This is a genomic window from Mangrovimonas futianensis, assembly GCF_021245805.1.
Classification (GTDB): domain Bacteria; phylum Bacteroidota; class Bacteroidia; order Flavobacteriales; family Flavobacteriaceae; genus Mangrovimonas; species Mangrovimonas futianensis.
Window position 1 is genome coordinate 1 of the sequence record NZ_JAJJNF010000008.1, and the last position, 15,258, is coordinate 15,258.

The following is a 15,258-nucleotide window of genomic DNA, read 5'->3' on the forward strand; positions in this document are numbered from 1 at the left end:
CTTACCATTCCGAACAGAGTAGTTAAGCCCGTTAGCGCCGATGGTACTGCATTGTGGGAGAGTAGGTCGCCGCCTTTTTTGAAAGCACTTGTCATTTGACAGGTGCTTTTTTTGTTTTTAACAATCTGGGAAATATAACTTAACTTTTGTTACAGGCACAATTATTTAAGGAGCTAATTAATCGTTCGATTTTTTAAAAAATAAAGGGCCGAAATTGTTGACTTTTTCGCTTTAACAAATCGACTGAATATTTATACTAAGTAATTAGTCACTGATTGGTTTAATCTTTCCAAAACCTTTGGTAAGCAGAAAAATCGTTTTTTTGTTTCGGTAAATTTGGGTAATTTGTTGGACATGAATCCTATTATTTCTGCAACTCTTCAAACTCTTTCAAAATCACGTATTCTAATTGAGAATTTAGATGATCAAATTTTAATAAATGCATCTATTGGTCCATATTATTCTAGCATAGGTAGTCACTTAAGACACATTTTCGATTTTTACCATTGTATTATAGACGGAGTTAAGAGCAATCACGTGGACTTAACATACCGAAAAAGAGACAAAGAAGTGGAAACATCATGTTTAATTGCTTTGGAATATCTTGAAAATATTCAGAGGGGCCTTGGAAATTATCCTAATATTTTATTAGATGAAGTGACTGTGGTTGATGATTTAGGTCTGGGAAAGACTGAAATATCATATACCCATGCATCCTTATTAGCGCAAGCAAATAGTCATGCCATCCACCATTATGCCATCATTAATTATATTCTGCATGGATTGAATGTGTCTATTTCTGACTTACGTTTTGGTTATAATCCCACCACGCCTTCGTTATAACTAATTTATTTTCAGTTTATAAAAAATGAGATTTTTGTTTAGGGCAATCAAAATTATATTTAAATTGTAATAAAGTTTAAAATCTTATCAATCAATAATATGAAATGGAAAGGTAGAAGACAAAGTTCAAATGTAGAAGACCGTAGGGGACAAAGTAGCGGAGGATCAGGTTTGGGTGGACTTACCCCCATGTTTCTAATTTCTTTGGTTAGGTTTTTGTTCACAAAAACTGGACTTATAATTGCTGGTGTCCTTTTAGTGGGATCTATGTTATTGGGATATAATCCATTAAATTTCATCGGTCAACTGTTTACTGGTTCGCCTGTGACTTCCGAAACATCAGCTCCTTACCAGGGCACTCAAAAGGAAGAAGAGTTGGCAGATTTTAGTGCAACCATCTTAGCAAGCACTGAAGATGTTTGGAATCAATTGATCAGTAATTATGAGGAACCCACTTTAGTCCTATTTACCGGTTCAGTTTCATCTGCTTGTGGGTATGCTTCAAGTGCTACAGGACCTTTTTATTGTCCTGGAGATGACAAGCTTTACTTAGATCTTAGCTTTTTTGATGACATGGAAAGAAAATTGAATGCTCCTGGGGATTTTGCCCAAGCTTATGTCATTGCCCATGAGGTAGGACATCATGTTCAAAATCTATTGGGTATTTCTGATAAGGTTCAAAGATTACGCGGGCAAATGAGTCAAACAGAATTCAATAAATATTCCGTTAGATTGGAATTACAAGCCGATTTTCTTGCAGGGGTTTGGGCGCATCATTCCCAACAAATGACACAAATGATGGAAACTGGAGATTTACAGGAAGCTTTAAATGCGGCCTATGCCATAGGCGACGATCGTTTGCAAAAACAATCATCAGGTAGGGTCGTGCCAGACTCTTTCACACATGGTACTTCAGAGCAGCGCATTAGATGGTTTAAAAAAGGCTTTGAGACTGGAGACATCAATCAAGGTGATACGTTTAACGCAAATCCCTTGTAGGTTTGAATTCGATTAATTTTTGAACATACTGTCCAAGATTGTTTTTAATCCTCTAAAAGCGAAGAAAACAGCACAACCAGCAACCAATATTCCCAATATTAAAATAGGAATATACAATGGCTTTTCTTGGTTACTAAAAGCAGTATGAATTAAACTAGGTCCCAAAAACATACACAATAGGGAAATCCCCATTTTTTTTAGGCCTTCTACCAATACTTTTTTGTTAGTGTGTTTCGTTTCCATGCTTGTAATTTTGAATAGCTTGTCTTACGTTTTTATATGTCTCAAGTAGTTTAACAGCTTCTTCTTCAGTAACCTTTATTTCTTGCATAATCATTCTGATTCCCCTATCCACAAGCTTGTTATTACTCAACTGCATGTCTACCATTTTATTCCCTTTGACATGGCCTAATTGAATCATGGTAGCAGTTGTAATCATATTTAATACCAATTTTTGAGCAGTTCCAGCTTTCATTCTGGAGCTTCCTGTAACAAATTCAGGACCAACGATAACTTCTATAGGGTATTTGGCAGTTTGTGAGAGTGGACTGTTATGATTGCAGGTGATGCAACCTGTTATGATATTCATTTCATTACACTTTTTTAATCCGGCAATGACATAAGGTGTCGTTCCAGAGGCTGCAATTCCAACAACAACATCCTTATCTGAAATGTTATAATCCATTAGGTCCTCCCAGGCTTGGTCTTCAGAATCTTCTGCAAACTCCACGGCCTTTCTGATGGCGGAATCTCCACCTGCAATGAGTCCGATGACTAAGTCATGCGAAACTCCAAAGGTAGGCGGGCATTCTGAGGCATCCACAATTCCCAGTCTACCACTGGTACCTGCTCCTATGTAAAATAACCTTCCTCCATCTTTTAGTTTTAATACAATTTGATCTACCAGGCTTTCAATAAATGGAATGGCTTTTTCAACAGCCAAAGGAACTGTTTGATCTTCTTTATTAATATTAGTCAATAATTCTGACACACTCATCTTTTCAAGATGGTTGTAAGTGGAATCTTGTTCTGTTGTTTTGGTAAAAGACATATCCAAAAATAATGAAATAATAAAGTATTTAAGTTAGGAGGTTTTAATTTGATTCTAAAAAAAAGCCCCCGAATTGGGAGCTTTTTTGTTATTCGTTAAATTTGATTTATGATTTCATTGAAGGTTTTACTCGGCCTCATGACATTTTCAGAAAGATCCTGAATTGGCTCGTAGTATCCACCAATATTGGCAGCTTTTCCTTGTACACTGTTTAATTCCTTAACAATTGCTTCCTCATTATCACTTAAATCTTTGGCTATTGGTGCAAATTGTTCTTTTAAAGCTATATCTTTATTTTGATCAGCTAATGCTTGTGCCCAATACATAGACAAATAGAAATGACTTCCACGGTTGTCTAATTCACCTGCTTTACGTGACGGGCTTTTACCATTTTCCAATAGTTTTTCAGTGGCACTATCTAAGGTGTCTGCTAGGATTTGAGCTTTTTCGTTTTTAAAGGTATCACTTAGGTGCTCTAAGGATACAGCCAAAGCTAAGAATTCACCTAATGAATCCCATCTTAAATGGTTTTCCTCCAATAATTGTTCAACGTGTTTAGGAGCAGAACCTCCGGCACCAGTTTCAAATAAACCACCTCCATTCATTAATGGAACGATTGAAAGCATCTTAGCACTAGTTCCAACTTCTAAGATAGGGAATAGGTCTGTCAAGTAATCTCTTAATACATTACCAGTTACTGAAATGGTATCCTCGCCATTTTTTAATCTTTCTAATGTGAAATTCGTAGCAGGTATCGGAGCCAAGATTCTTATGTCTAATCCAGTAGTATCATGCTCTGGTAAATATTTATTAACTTTTTTAATCAATTCTGCATCATGTGCTCTATCTTCATTTAACCAAAATACAGCAGGCGTTTGAGATGCTCTAGCTCTAGTTACGGCTAATTTCACCCAATCTTGAATAGGTAAATCTTTAGTTTGACACATTCTCCAGATATCTCCAACTTCTACTGTGTGCTCCATTAAAACAATGCCTTCTTCATTTACAACCGTTACTTTGCCATTGGTCTCAATTTCAAATGTTTTATCGTGAGAACCATATTCTTCTGCTTTCTGAGCCATTAATCCTACGTTTGGCACGGTACCCATGGTTGTTGGATCAAAAGCGCCATTCTTTTTACAGAAATCAATTGTGGCAGTGTAAACCCCTGCATAACTACTATCAGGAATAACGGCTTTGGTGTCTTGAGATTTGCCATCTGCATTCCACATTTGCCCTGAATTTCTTATCATAGCAGGCATAGAAGCATCAATAATGACATCACTTGGTACATGTAAGTTTGTAATACCTTTATCTGAATTTACCATGGCAAGTGCTGGTCCATTTGCAAAAGCAGCATCAATATCAGCTTCAATTTCAGAACGCTTTTCTTGTGGCAATTCTTCTAATTTGGAAACCAAATTCCCAAATCCGTTGTTTTCCTCAACACCAATTTCTTTTAATAAGGCACCATGCTTAGCAAATACATCCTTAAAGAAAACCTTTACGGCATGTCCAAAAATAATTGGATCCGAAACCTTCATCATGGTAGCTTTCATGTGTAATGAAAACAATACTCCTGTTTTTTTAGCATCGGCAATCTCTGCTTCCAGAAATTGGATTAATGCTTTTTTATTCATGACGGTTCCGTCTATGATCTCTCCATCAAGTAAAGGGAAGCTATCCTTTAAAATAGTTTCTTCTCCTTTTTCATCTGTATGAACAATCTTGATTTTAGTGGCATTTTCAACAGTCACAGACTTCTCATTGTGTGCAAAATCGCCTTGTTCCATTGTGGCGACATGCGATTGAGAATCTGATGTCCAAGGTCCCATGGAATGTGGGTTTTTCTTCGCATAATTTTTAACAGCTTTTGGTGCTCTTCTATCTGAATTTCCTTCCCTTAATACTGGGTTGACCGCACTACCTTTAATTTTGTCGTATCTTGATTTGATACTTTTTTCATCTTCATTTTGTGGGTCTTCAGGATAATTTGGAATATTGAATCCTTTGGATTGAAGTTCTTTGATAGCTGCAAAAAGTTGCGGAACTGATGCGCTAATATTTGGAAGTTTTATAATATTTGTTTCGGGTAATTTCACTAAATCTCCTAACACACCTAAAGCATCCTCGATCTTTTGATCTTCATTCAGAAATTCTGGAAAGGTTGCTAATATTCTCCCTGCCAAAGAAATATCTTTTGTTTCGATATTGATATTTGAAGATTTTGTAAATGCTTTGACTATAGGTAAAAAAGATTGGGTTGCTAAAGCCGGAGCTTCATCTGTTTTGGTGTAAAATATTGTTGAAGATTTAGACATGTTTGGTTGTAATTTTATGCTTTGTGTAATTCTTTTTTTATAAATCGAACAAATATAGTAAATACTATTATTTTTCTTAGACTGAATTGGAGCAATTATTCAATGATAATGCCATATTTAGACAATAATCCTTCCAAATGATCACGAGAGAAAATAGCCTTTTTCAAACTATTATTTTCAGGGTCTATTTGGAAATTATAGGATTGTCGAAAGTCTACTTTTTCCAAAATTGAATTTTGAAATTTTGTATTGATTAGGTTGCAGTTGTTTATAGAGCTGGCGGTCAGATTTGTATAAGAGAAATCTACAGCGTTTAAATTGCAATTTTCGAAAGAAGATTTTGGAATATCCATATTTTGGAAGGAGGCCAACTCCAAATTACAATCCTTAAAAATGAGGGAAATGAGAAAAGGATTGCATTCAAAGAAATGAATTCCTAAAAGTTTACAATTATCAAAAGTAACCTCATTAAAAGTTGCATTTCCTACTTTACAATTACTCATTTGGCAATCAATAAAAGTGCATTCGAGGAAAGAAATATTTGATAAATAGACATCTTGGAAATCACAATTTTTAAAAACGCAATGGTCGTATTCACCCTTTGCTAAACCTTTTTCTAAATAGGATTCGTCCTCGAATAAAAGATCTGAAAAAAATGGAAGTGAATTCATACGTGCAAATATTATTCTTTAATCTGATTTTACATTGGTTTCAACGGAATTTTTCAATTGGAGTGTTGGTTTTCATTAATATTGAATAGGGATATTAAAATTATTAATGCGTAGGAAAGGATTCATCATCGTTTGCCTTCTTTTGCTTGTCATAGTCATAGGAACTTTACTTTTTCTGAAATCGGACCGTGGACACAAAATGAGTGAAAATGCTACGGTTAGGGTAGTGGAAACTAATGAAGGTTATGAACTTTTAAAAAATGGTAAACCCTTTTACATAAAGGGTGCTTCTGGGAAGGGACATATAAAGGAACTCGCTCAGGCGGGAGGAAATACAATTAGACTTTACGATACCATAAATTCAAGGATTGAATTGGATTTGGCAAAAAAGTATAAAGTGTCTGTAATATTAGATATTCCTTTGCCTGAGTTTAGATTTTATTCTAATTATTATTCCGAACCAAAAAAGGTATTAGCAATTAAAGACTATGTACGTTCGTATGTAAGAGAGCATAAAAATCACCCTTCTTTGTTGTTTTGGAATTTAGGAAATGAGATAAACTTGCCTTTTTCACTCTCCAATAAAACCTATATTAATACCTATAATGAATTAATTGACCTTATTCATGAGGAAGACCCTAATCATCCTGTAAGCACAAGTTATACGGGGATTGGGGAAAAGGATATTTTAGGATTATCCTTGAATTTTAGTAAATTGGATTTGGTAGGATTTAATGTTTTTGGAAATTTAGATGATTTGGAAAGTATATTAAACAAAATGTCTCCTTTTGTTAACATGAAACCTTTTTTTATTAGTGAATGGGGTGATCAAGGGCCATGGGAAGCAAAGAATGAATATTGGTTTTCTATCCAAGAAAAAAAAGGAAGTGAGAAGGCCAAGGGATATTTCAGTTCTTATCAAAATAATATAAAACCTAATACCTCCATTCTAGGATCTACGGCATTCTTTTGGGGACAAAAATTTGAAGGTACTCCGGATTGGTTCAATATATTTGATGACGAAGGTAATAAGTCACCTGTTTATTATGCTTTAAAGTCTAGCTGGGAAGAAACAGATCTCATTTATCCTTTAGAGATTGTATATTTTCGTTTTAAAAATTTAGACTCTCAAGACAATCGTATTTTTTCTCCAAATGAGAAATTAGAAATTGAAACTTTAGTACAAACTATTAGTTCAGATTCTATAACTTATGATTGGAATTTATACAAAGAAAGCTCAAGTATATATGAGGGGTGGAAGTTATTGAACTCAGAGTTTAAATTAAAAGGCAAGGGTGAAGAAATTAACTTTAATACCCCTGAAGAAGAAGGTGCATATCGAATGGTTTTAAGGGTATATGACAACCAACAAAATTATTCGACAGCAAATATTGCGTTTTACGTCCTGAATCCTAATGACAAAAAAGAATAAAAATCAAAATAGCCTACGTATTTTAAGAGTGATGATTCTGATAGGAGTCCTCAGTCTCATTAATTTTTTCTATTGGTTTTTTAAACCAGATTTAGTTGAAAACAGACCGTTGTTTCTTCTTTTAACTTTTGTTATCTTTTTTGATACGTTTCGATTGTTATACACGTGGTATCATTATTGGGGTATTTCAATTCCTAATAAACCAAAACATAGGACCTCCTATAAGGTAGATGTATTTACTACATTTTGTGATGGTGAGCCCATAGATATGGTTACCCAAACTCTTTTGGCAATAAAAAATATGGATTATCCGCATGAAACTTATTTGTGCGATGAAGATGATAATGCATACCTGAAAAATTTCTGTAAAGAAAATGCTATAATACATGTAACTAGAACAAGTAAGGAAAATGCAAAGGCAGGTAATATTAATAATGCCCTTAAAATAGCTACTGGTGATATTTGTGTTATAATGGATCCTGACCATGTGCCAGAAACCAATTTTTTAACTGAGTTGTTACCCTATTTTGAAGATAAAAAGATAGGATTTGTGCAGTCTGTTCAGGGGTACTACAACCAGAATGAATCCAAAGTAGCCTTGGGTGCGGCAGAACAAACCTATCAGTTCTATGGTCCAGTTATGATGTCCATGAATTCTTATGGTACAGTAAATGCTATTGGAGCCAATTGTGTTTTTAGAAGGGAGGCATTGGATTCCATAGGAGGGCATTCTCCAGGCCTTTCTGAGGATATGCACACAGCGATGCAATTGTATGCCAAGGGTTGGAAATCGGTATACGTTCCTAAAATGCTTACCAAAGGATTAGTACCATCAACTTTAAGTTCGTATTTCAAGCAACAATTAAAATGGTCTAGAGGAACCTTTGAGTTATTAATCAGTGTTTTTCCTAAATTATTTTCAAATTTCACTTTAAGGCAGAAGTTGCATTTTGGAATTATTCCCTTGCATTATCTTGCGGGGATCGTCTACTTTTTTGTTTTATTGATTCCTATTCTCTCTTTATTTTTTAGTACCACTCCATGGCGAGGAAATATTTATAATTTTTGGCTCATTACACTTCCTATTTTTGCCTCTATTCTAGGGATAAGGTTATTTGTTCAAAAATGGATTATTAAAAAATCTGAAAGGGGGATGCATATCACCGGTGGATTGCTTTTTCATACAACCTGGTCTATATTCATATTAGGAGTCTTTTATAGTTTGATTAGGAAAAAGATCCCCTATATTCCAACCCCCAAAACAGGTGAAGATAAAACGCCTTTGGCCTTGATAGCGCCTAATTTATTTATGGGAATTCTAAGTGTTGCAGCAATTATTTATGGTTTGCAACGTGATTTTACACCATTTTCGCTTTTCATGTCTGGTTTTGCATTATGGAATGCAAGTGATATGTTTTACACATTAGTATTCGCTTTTGAAAAGACCAATCCCATTTCTATTGAAACTAGTGAGATAGAAATTAAAAAATCATTTTTCAAAAATCAATTTTTTAATTTCTGGCAAAGTGCAGGGATTATTATTGTATTAATCATATTTGGACTCAGTGTTTACTTTCAAGTTCAAAACGAAAAACTTAAACTAAATGGAGTAGTGGTTGAAGAAATGTTTGAAGCTCCAAAATTAACTTATCTAGGTTGCTATTATCCTGAATCCGACAATGGTTTCACAAGTTTAAAAAGAGCTAATCAGTTTGCCGCAAATCACGAATTTCATCCAGATATTATTTCTGTTTACCTTCCTTGGGATAAAAATATAGAAACAACATTTCCTTCAACCTATCTAGATTCAATTTTTATTAATAAGTCTTTACCTCTTATCACATGGGAGCCGTGGCTAAATAGTTTTCAAATAGAAAGACAAGAAAATAGAAATGTTTATCAATTGATTAATGAAGGGGTATTTGATGTCTATATAACTCAATTTGCGAAGAAGCTTAAGGAATTAAAAAAGCCAATTTTTTTAAGATTTGCTCATGAGTTTGATAATCCATTTTATCCTTGGTTTGTTGAAGATGAAGCGCAATCATTTCAATTTAAAGAGGCTTGGGTAAGGGTTCATAGTATTTTTAATGAAGTAAAAGCTCATAATGTCATATGGGTATGGAATCCTTGGAAGAGTGAGAATGTGAAGACTTTTTATCCAGGAAATGATTTTGTTGATTGGATTGGTTTGGACATTCTTAATTATGAATCAAATAAAGATTCTAAAGATTGGTATTCCTTTGATGAATTGTATACTTTTTTTAGAGATAATTTAGATGGTGTCTCAGATAAGCCGGTAATCATTACCGAATTTGGTAGTGTTGGAAATGATAAAGAAAGTCAGGCTAATTGGATTGAAAATGGAATTTCAGACTTGCAGAATAAATACCCAGAAATTCAGGCCGTTGTATTTTTTAACAGTAGGGTGGATGATAATATTCCTGTGGGAATCCAAAATGAAGAACTTGTATATGATTGGACATTTAAGGATGGTGTTGAATTAAATTTTGGTAAGTTTAAAAGGAATAATAAATTATATTCACATTATTCACTTTTAGAAAATAGAAAAGTTGATGAAAATTTCAATATTCAGGATAATACTTTTGCAGGAAAGAAGATTCGGGAGACAAATATTTATGGTGTTAACATAAATAAGGGCCAAAACTGGAAAAGTGACTACCATGTTTTAAATAGAATTAATTTGAAAAAGGATTTTCAAAGAATGAAAACTGCAGGAATAAATACAGTTAAATTCATTGAAAATACTACCTATGACTACAATTTACTTGAAATTAGTAAAGAGAACGAACTTAACGTTAACTACAGTTTTTTTATTCCATTAAACACTAACTTTTTAGAGGTTAATAAAGAAACTGATGAGTTAAAAACAAATATCCTGAAAAGGGTAAGGGAGTATCAAAAATATAATCATATAATATCATGGAGTTTTGAAAATGATTTTTACTCCAAACTTCCTAATAATATTAAAGAACCAGACCTTACTCTATATAGAAATGGCTATTTAAATTGGTTGAAAACCGTGATTTCTGGAATACGGCAAATTTCAGATGAAAATATTTTCATTGGAATAGAAGGAGAGGGAAACCTTTTAAATAAATTGGAGTTTTATTCAGATGTTTTTAAACCAGATATCGGGATTAATATACAGCTAAAGAGTGGTCAGTTGCAAGAAGGGGCTTGGGATTATATAAATAATCTTGGGGTTCCAGTTACCGTAGATTATTTAGGTGATGAAATCTCAACTAATTGGAAAGAATTAGCAAATGGAAAGTCATTTTATTATGTATCATGGCAAGATCAATTTGCAATAAATAAGTTAACGTTTGATGGTTTAATTGATAGGAAAGGAAGATTGAAAAATAAGTATTTTGATTTCATTGAAAGCTTTGGAGATCCCAAGTTTAAATATGATGCTCCGAACATTAAAATATTAAAACAAAATAAAACTTTCTACCCAGGAAACGTTGTAGTGTGTTATGCCATGTTTTATGGTGATAGAATAGGATGGGAAATGGGGGGTAATCAGGGAAAATATAGATATGAATGGAATTTATTAAAATACAAAGGGGAAAAAGAATGTATTTCTATTGAGAAAGTAGGAGAGGGAAGTGAGGTTTATTTAAAAGTTCCAAAAGACCCGAATAGTTATAAATTGATGTTAACCGTAATTGACAAAGAAAATATAGTGACACAAACATTTACAGATTTAAATCCATAACAACAGAATTCAAAATATCATTAAAAACAAAAGCCATATCACTATAGTTGTAAAACTACTTTGACATGGCTTTCTTCGAAATAGCTCTGCGTGACCTATTTAGTATGACTACTAAAGTTACAATTTACATCGTTTCGGTTCAAGTTTTACTATTTCAAAATGAAACATTTTCAATTTTCAAAATGTATTGACCTATTGACAATGTTTCGATGATTGTTCTCCTTGATTTTGCTTAATTGACATACTCCACTTTCGTAAGTTATGTTTTTAAACAAAATTGCTTTTTCTTTTAACCGTTTCTTTCGATTCAGTTAATTTCCAAAACTTTCAATTGATTTCCATTTAAACTGCTCATGCATCCTAAACTTCTCTTCAATATCATGATTCCTTTAGTTCCACGCCTACACGCTTTCCTCAGAACCTCGAAAAACAAATCTATTTTTAAAGAACGTTACTTTAAATACAATTAAACTTTTTTAGTTCGATCTAAAAGCAACTAGGTTGCTGCTCAATTGTTTTACTAAAGTATGATAGGACATTAAATATACAAAATTTTTAACCAATTAGATGTTAAATTGTTATAAACTTCACTTATTAACATTTGTTAATAAAAAAAGCCCTGTATATACAGGGCTTTTAAAAGTTATGAAACGTTTATTAACGTTTAAGGCTTTCTTTGATTCTTGCTTTTTTACCAGTAAGACCTCTAAAGTAGTAAATACGTGCTCTACGTACTTTACCTCTTTTGTTTACCTCAATTTTTTGTAAAGCTGGCATGTTGATAGGTATAATTCTTTCTACACCTACAGTTCCAGACATTTTTCTGATTGTAAAGGTTTCAGAAGCACCTGTTCCTCTTCTTTGGATTACAACTCCTCTAAAGAACTGTGTACGAACTTTATCACCTTCTCTAATTTCATAATAAACAGTGATTGTGTCTCCAGCGCTAAAATCTGGAAAGTCCTTTTTTTGGATAAATTCGTCTTGTACAAATTTTACTAAAGATTCCATGTCTTTAAAATTAAATGGTTGAATCGAAGCAACATGCACGGTTTTCGCCAGAGGTTAATCCGAAATTGGATGCAAAAATAGGTAATAATATCTAATTTACAATTAATTGGAATAAAAATTATTCATCCAAAAGATCTGGCCTTCTTTGCTTTGTTCTTTCATATGCCTGATCCTCTCTCCATTTTTCAATTTTAGGAAAATTTCCGCTAAAAAGAATTTCTGGTACGTCCCAGCCGTTATATGATCTGGGCCTAGTATAAATAGGAGGCGCCAATAAATTATCCTGAAAGGAGTCTGTTAAAGCTGAAGTTTCATTACCCAAAACACCTGGAATAAGTCTAATGACAGCATCACATAAAACTGCGGCGCCCAATTCCCCTCCAGAGAGGACATAATCACCTATTGAAATTTCTTTGGTTATAAAATGATCACGAACTCTTTGATCAACACCCTTATAATGACCGCAGAGGATGATGATGTTTTCCTGTAGTGAAATTTGATTGGCTATTTTTTGATTTAATGTGGTCCCATCTGGAGTCATATAAATAATATCGTCATAATGTCTCTCAGACTTTAATTGGGATATACATTTGTCAATGGGCTCAACCATCATGACCATACCTGCACCTCCACCAAATTGATAGTCATCCACAGTTTTATAATTGTCTGTAGTATAATCTCTTAAATTATGAAAATGAACTTCAACTAACTCAGCCTCAATAGCTCTTTTCATAATGGATGCCTCAAACGGACTTTTTAAAAGTTCTGGGAGCACGGTAATGATATCAATCCTCATAATATCTCATTTCTATAGGATGCAAATAAAAAAAATCTGTAATTGAAATTACAGATTTTTAAATGAAAATTATGAATTCTTTTAGTTGCCGCTCTTTTGTTTGTTAATTTCATCCTGCAACTGACGTCTTACTTTTTGCTCACGCTCCAAAGCTGTTCTTCTATGCTCTTCAAACTCTTCTTCAATATCAGCTAAAGACTTTTTAGCACTTTTGGTTACCGCATTACTGTTTTTGAATTGATAAATAAAGAAAAGTAAAAGGGCTAATAAGCCGCCAATAATTGACCACATTAAAACATTGTAACTTGACTTACTCATTTGAAGTCCAAATAAAGCCATATTGTTTTTTTCTTCTTCGGTTTTACCTAAAGTGGTCTGGGTGTTTGCCAAATTGGCTTTTAATCCGTCTATTTCTTCGGTTTGATTTTGAACCACGGCTCGAGTATCGGCCAATTCCTTATGAACAGCTTTTAAAGAGTCCAAGGTATGAGCTTTTAATTCATATAGCCATACCTTTTTAACCACTTTATAGTCTTTATAATTGTTTGATTTTCTAATGAGATATTCAAATTGGTTATCTATAGAACCTTCATATAAAGAAAGTTTATCATCTTCATCATCATTATTCTGGGCTAGTAAGCTTAATGGGGTAAGGGTCAATAAAATTAAAAACAGCTTTACAAACTTCATTAGGTCAATTTATTTTGATTGTTGGATTTTACGAAAGTAAGAAATTATGTTTATTTTCAGTTTAAGTTCAATAAAAAGCCTCACTGTTGTGAGGCTTTTTTAATATACGGACGAAATATTATTTTGGACGTTTGATACTAATAATAAGTATAACGTCTTACTTTGGCAATGTATTTGGCAAGTCTAATAACTTGATGGCTATAGCCATATTCATTATCATACCAAATATATAGGACAGCATTTTTACCATCTTCTCTAACAATAGTGGCTTTACTATCATAGATGGATGGTGCAGAGCTTCCAACAATATCACTTGAAACTAATTCATCGTTCATTTCATATTTGATTTGTTCAACCAAACTTCCTTCCAAAGCATACTTTTTTAAAGTTGTATTGATGCCTTCTTGTGATGTTGACTGATTTAAATCCAAATTTAAAATGGCAAGAGATCCATTGGGAACAGGCACTCTAATGGCGTTGGAAGTTAATTTCCCTTCTAGGGAAGGCAAAGCCTTGGCTACTGCTTTTCCAGCACCTGTTTCAGTTATAACCATATTTAAACCAGCTGCACGACCTCTTCGATACTTTTTGTGAAAATTGTCCACTAGGTTTTGGTCATTTGTATATGCATGAATTGTTTCTAAATGCCCTGATTTAATACCAAAGGTTTCATCCAATGCTTTTAAGATTGGAGTAATGGCGTTGGTTGTACAGGAAGCAGCAGAAAAGATGTCAACCTTGTCAGGGTCATTTTCCAAGTGATTAACCCCGTGAACAATATTAGGAATCCCTTTTCCTGGAGCAGTCAATAAAACCTTTTCAACACCTTTAGCTTGAAGGTGTCTAGATAAAGCTTCATGGTCTCTAAAAGCTCCTGTGTTATCTATTACCAAAGCATCATGAATGCCATATTCGGTATAATCAATATCTTCTGGGTTATTTGCAGAAATGATGTTTACGGTAGTTCCGTTGATAATTAATGACTTATTTTCCAAATCTGTAATGACTGTACCTTCAAAATCACCATGAACCGAATCATTCTTTAATAAAGAAGCTCTTTTTTCTAAAATAGTTTCTGTAATCTCTCCTCGAGTGACAATAGCGCGTAGTCTTAATTGTGAACCTTTCCCAGTTCTAGCCATTAATTCTCTTGCTACCAATCTTCCAATTCTTCCAAAACCGTAAAGAATGACATCTTTTGGTTTAATACCATTTTCTTTTGAAGCATCCTTTAATTTGTTTGCAACAAAGTTTAGAGCATTACTATAGCTATTTTCCTCAAGATGGTATTCGTAGGTCAATTTTCCAATATCCAATTTGGCAGGAGGTAGGTCAAGGGTTTGAATAGCTTGAGCAATTTCAACTGAATCAAAAATTGAGATCGGTTTTTGAACAAATTCACCAGCATATTCATGAAGGTTTAAAATTTGACTCACATTACGATCAATCAGTTGATTTCTGAAAAGCACTAGTTCTATTGATTTGTCATACCATAAATCGCTAATGATATTAATAAATTCAACAGTTGCTTTTCGTCTGTCTGCTTGAAAAGCCAATTCATTTTCATAAGCTTCTTTAAAACTCATTGTCTTTAGTTTAAATTGTGTTGTGTTTAAATTTGGTGCAAAAGTATATATTTCAAACGTTTTCGTAAAACTATTTTTAAATAAAAAAAGCCTCTAGTTTTCCTAAAGGCTTTTCT

The 15,258-nt window shown here is 33.5% G+C and carries 12 protein-coding genes and 1 rRNA gene; 5 read left to right on the forward strand and 8 right to left on the reverse strand.

Going from position 1 to position 15,258, the window contains the following annotated elements; genetic code table 11:
* From rrf to ypfJ, 3 genes are all read left to right on the forward strand, one after another.
* Positions 1–78 (forward strand): 5S ribosomal RNA (rrf, locus tag LOK78_RS16865); the annotation flags it as partial.
* Positions 79–354: 276 nt separating this feature from the next.
* A complete protein-coding gene (locus LOK78_RS13235; protein WP_232635347.1) occupies positions 355–843 on the forward strand; it encodes a DinB family protein in 489 nt (162 codons plus the stop codon).
* Positions 844–942: 99 nt separating this feature from the next.
* Positions 943–1,842 (forward strand): KPN_02809 family neutral zinc metallopeptidase, encoded by a 900-nt coding sequence (ypfJ, locus tag LOK78_RS13240; RefSeq protein ID WP_232635219.1) that lies wholly within the window; start codon positions 943–945, stop codon positions 1,840–1,842.
* Between the two features lie 12 nt (positions 1,843–1,854).
* On the opposite strand, the gene LOK78_RS13245 is transcribed toward ypfJ, so the two are convergent.
* The 4 genes from LOK78_RS13245 to LOK78_RS13260 all read right to left on the reverse strand — a co-directional run bounded on the left by LOK78_RS13245 (position 1,855) and on the right by LOK78_RS13260 (position 5,885).
* Positions 1,855–2,085, reverse strand: coding sequence for a DUF6095 family protein (locus LOK78_RS13245; RefSeq protein ID WP_232635220.1), 231 nt, complete (start codon positions 2,083–2,085; stop codon positions 1,855–1,857).
* A complete protein-coding gene (gene murQ / locus LOK78_RS13250; protein ID WP_166959017.1) occupies positions 2,066–2,893 on the reverse strand; it encodes an N-acetylmuramic acid 6-phosphate etherase in 828 nt (275 codons plus the stop codon). Before murQ ends, LOK78_RS13245 begins: the two co-directional genes overlap by 20 nt.
* Before the next feature lie 95 nt (positions 2,894–2,988).
* Positions 2,989–5,214, reverse strand: a complete 2,226-nt coding sequence (locus tag LOK78_RS13255) for an NADP-dependent isocitrate dehydrogenase (RefSeq protein ID WP_232635221.1) — start codon at positions 5,212–5,214, stop codon at positions 2,989–2,991.
* Between the two features lie 95 nt (positions 5,215–5,309).
* A complete protein-coding gene (locus LOK78_RS13260) occupies positions 5,310–5,885 on the reverse strand; it encodes a pentapeptide repeat-containing protein (RefSeq protein WP_232635222.1) in 576 nt (191 codons plus the stop codon).
* A 106-nt stretch (positions 5,886–5,991) separates the two neighbouring features.
* Between LOK78_RS13260 and LOK78_RS13265 the strand changes: the two genes are divergently transcribed.
* Together LOK78_RS13265 and LOK78_RS13270 are read left to right on the forward strand one after the other, a co-directional pair.
* Entirely contained in the window at positions 5,992–7,317 is a 1,326-nt protein-coding gene (locus tag LOK78_RS13265) for a glycoside hydrolase family 2 TIM barrel-domain containing protein (RefSeq protein ID WP_232635223.1), read from the forward strand.
* Positions 7,301–11,059, forward strand: a complete 3,759-nt coding sequence (locus LOK78_RS13270) for a glycosyltransferase (RefSeq protein WP_232635224.1) — start codon at positions 7,301–7,303, stop codon at positions 11,057–11,059. The genes LOK78_RS13265 and LOK78_RS13270 overlap by 17 nt, the downstream gene beginning before the upstream one ends.
* Before the next feature lie 657 nt (positions 11,060–11,716).
* Here the strand turns inward: LOK78_RS13270 and rplS are convergent.
* The 4 genes from rplS to LOK78_RS13290 form a co-directional block, all read right to left on the reverse strand.
* Complete coding sequence (rplS, locus tag LOK78_RS13275) at positions 11,717–12,070, reverse strand: 50S ribosomal protein L19 (RefSeq protein ID WP_053972134.1); 354 nt, start codon at positions 12,068–12,070, stop codon at positions 11,717–11,719.
* A gap of 118 nt (positions 12,071–12,188) precedes the next feature.
* Positions 12,189–12,866: a tRNA (guanosine(37)-N1)-methyltransferase TrmD gene (gene trmD, locus LOK78_RS13280; RefSeq protein ID WP_053971866.1), complete on the reverse strand. Its 678-nt coding sequence runs from the start codon at positions 12,864–12,866 to the stop codon at positions 12,189–12,191.
* Positions 12,867–12,947: 81 nt separating this feature from the next.
* Complete coding sequence (locus LOK78_RS13285) at positions 12,948–13,556, reverse strand: hypothetical protein (protein WP_053971867.1); 609 nt, start codon at positions 13,554–13,556, stop codon at positions 12,948–12,950.
* A gap of 137 nt (positions 13,557–13,693) precedes the next feature.
* Positions 13,694–15,142: a glyceraldehyde-3-phosphate dehydrogenase gene (locus LOK78_RS13290; protein WP_232395461.1), complete on the reverse strand. Its 1,449-nt coding sequence runs from the start codon at positions 15,140–15,142 to the stop codon at positions 13,694–13,696.
* Positions 15,143–15,258: the final 116 nt, after the last annotated feature.

Bases quoted from the DNA above. Each gene is read 5' to 3' on its own strand.
- LOK78_RS13270 (WP_232635224.1), top strand. From the start codon at position 7,301: ATGACAAAAAAGAATAAAAATCAAAATAGCCTACGTATTTTAAGAGTG.
- ypfJ (WP_232635219.1), top strand. From the start codon at position 943: ATGAAATGGAAAGGTAGAAGACAAAGTTCAAATGTAGAAGACCGTAGG.
- trmD (WP_053971866.1), bottom strand. From the start codon at position 12,866: ATGAGGATTGATATCATTACCGTGCTCCCAGAACTTTTAAAAAGTCCG.
- LOK78_RS13285 (WP_053971867.1), bottom strand. From the start codon at position 13,556: ATGAAGTTTGTAAAGCTGTTTTTAATTTTATTGACCCTTACCCCATTA.
- LOK78_RS13290 (WP_232395461.1), bottom strand. From the start codon at position 15,142: ATGAGTTTTAAAGAAGCTTATGAAAATGAATTGGCTTTTCAAGCAGAC.
- rplS (WP_053972134.1), bottom strand. From the start codon at position 12,070: ATGGAATCTTTAGTAAAATTTGTACAAGACGAATTTATCCAAAAAAAG.
- murQ (WP_166959017.1), bottom strand. From the start codon at position 2,893: ATGTCTTTTACCAAAACAACAGAACAAGATTCCACTTACAACCATCTT.
- LOK78_RS13260 (WP_232635222.1), bottom strand. From the start codon at position 5,885: ATGAATTCACTTCCATTTTTTTCAGATCTTTTATTCGAGGACGAATCC.
- LOK78_RS13265 (WP_232635223.1), top strand. From the start codon at position 5,992: ATGCGTAGGAAAGGATTCATCATCGTTTGCCTTCTTTTGCTTGTCATA.
- LOK78_RS13235 (WP_232635347.1), top strand. From the start codon at position 355: ATGAATCCTATTATTTCTGCAACTCTTCAAACTCTTTCAAAATCACGT.
- LOK78_RS13245 (WP_232635220.1), bottom strand. From the start codon at position 2,085: ATGGAAACGAAACACACTAACAAAAAAGTATTGGTAGAAGGCCTAAAA.
- LOK78_RS13255 (WP_232635221.1), bottom strand. From the start codon at position 5,214: ATGTCTAAATCTTCAACAATATTTTACACCAAAACAGATGAAGCTCCG.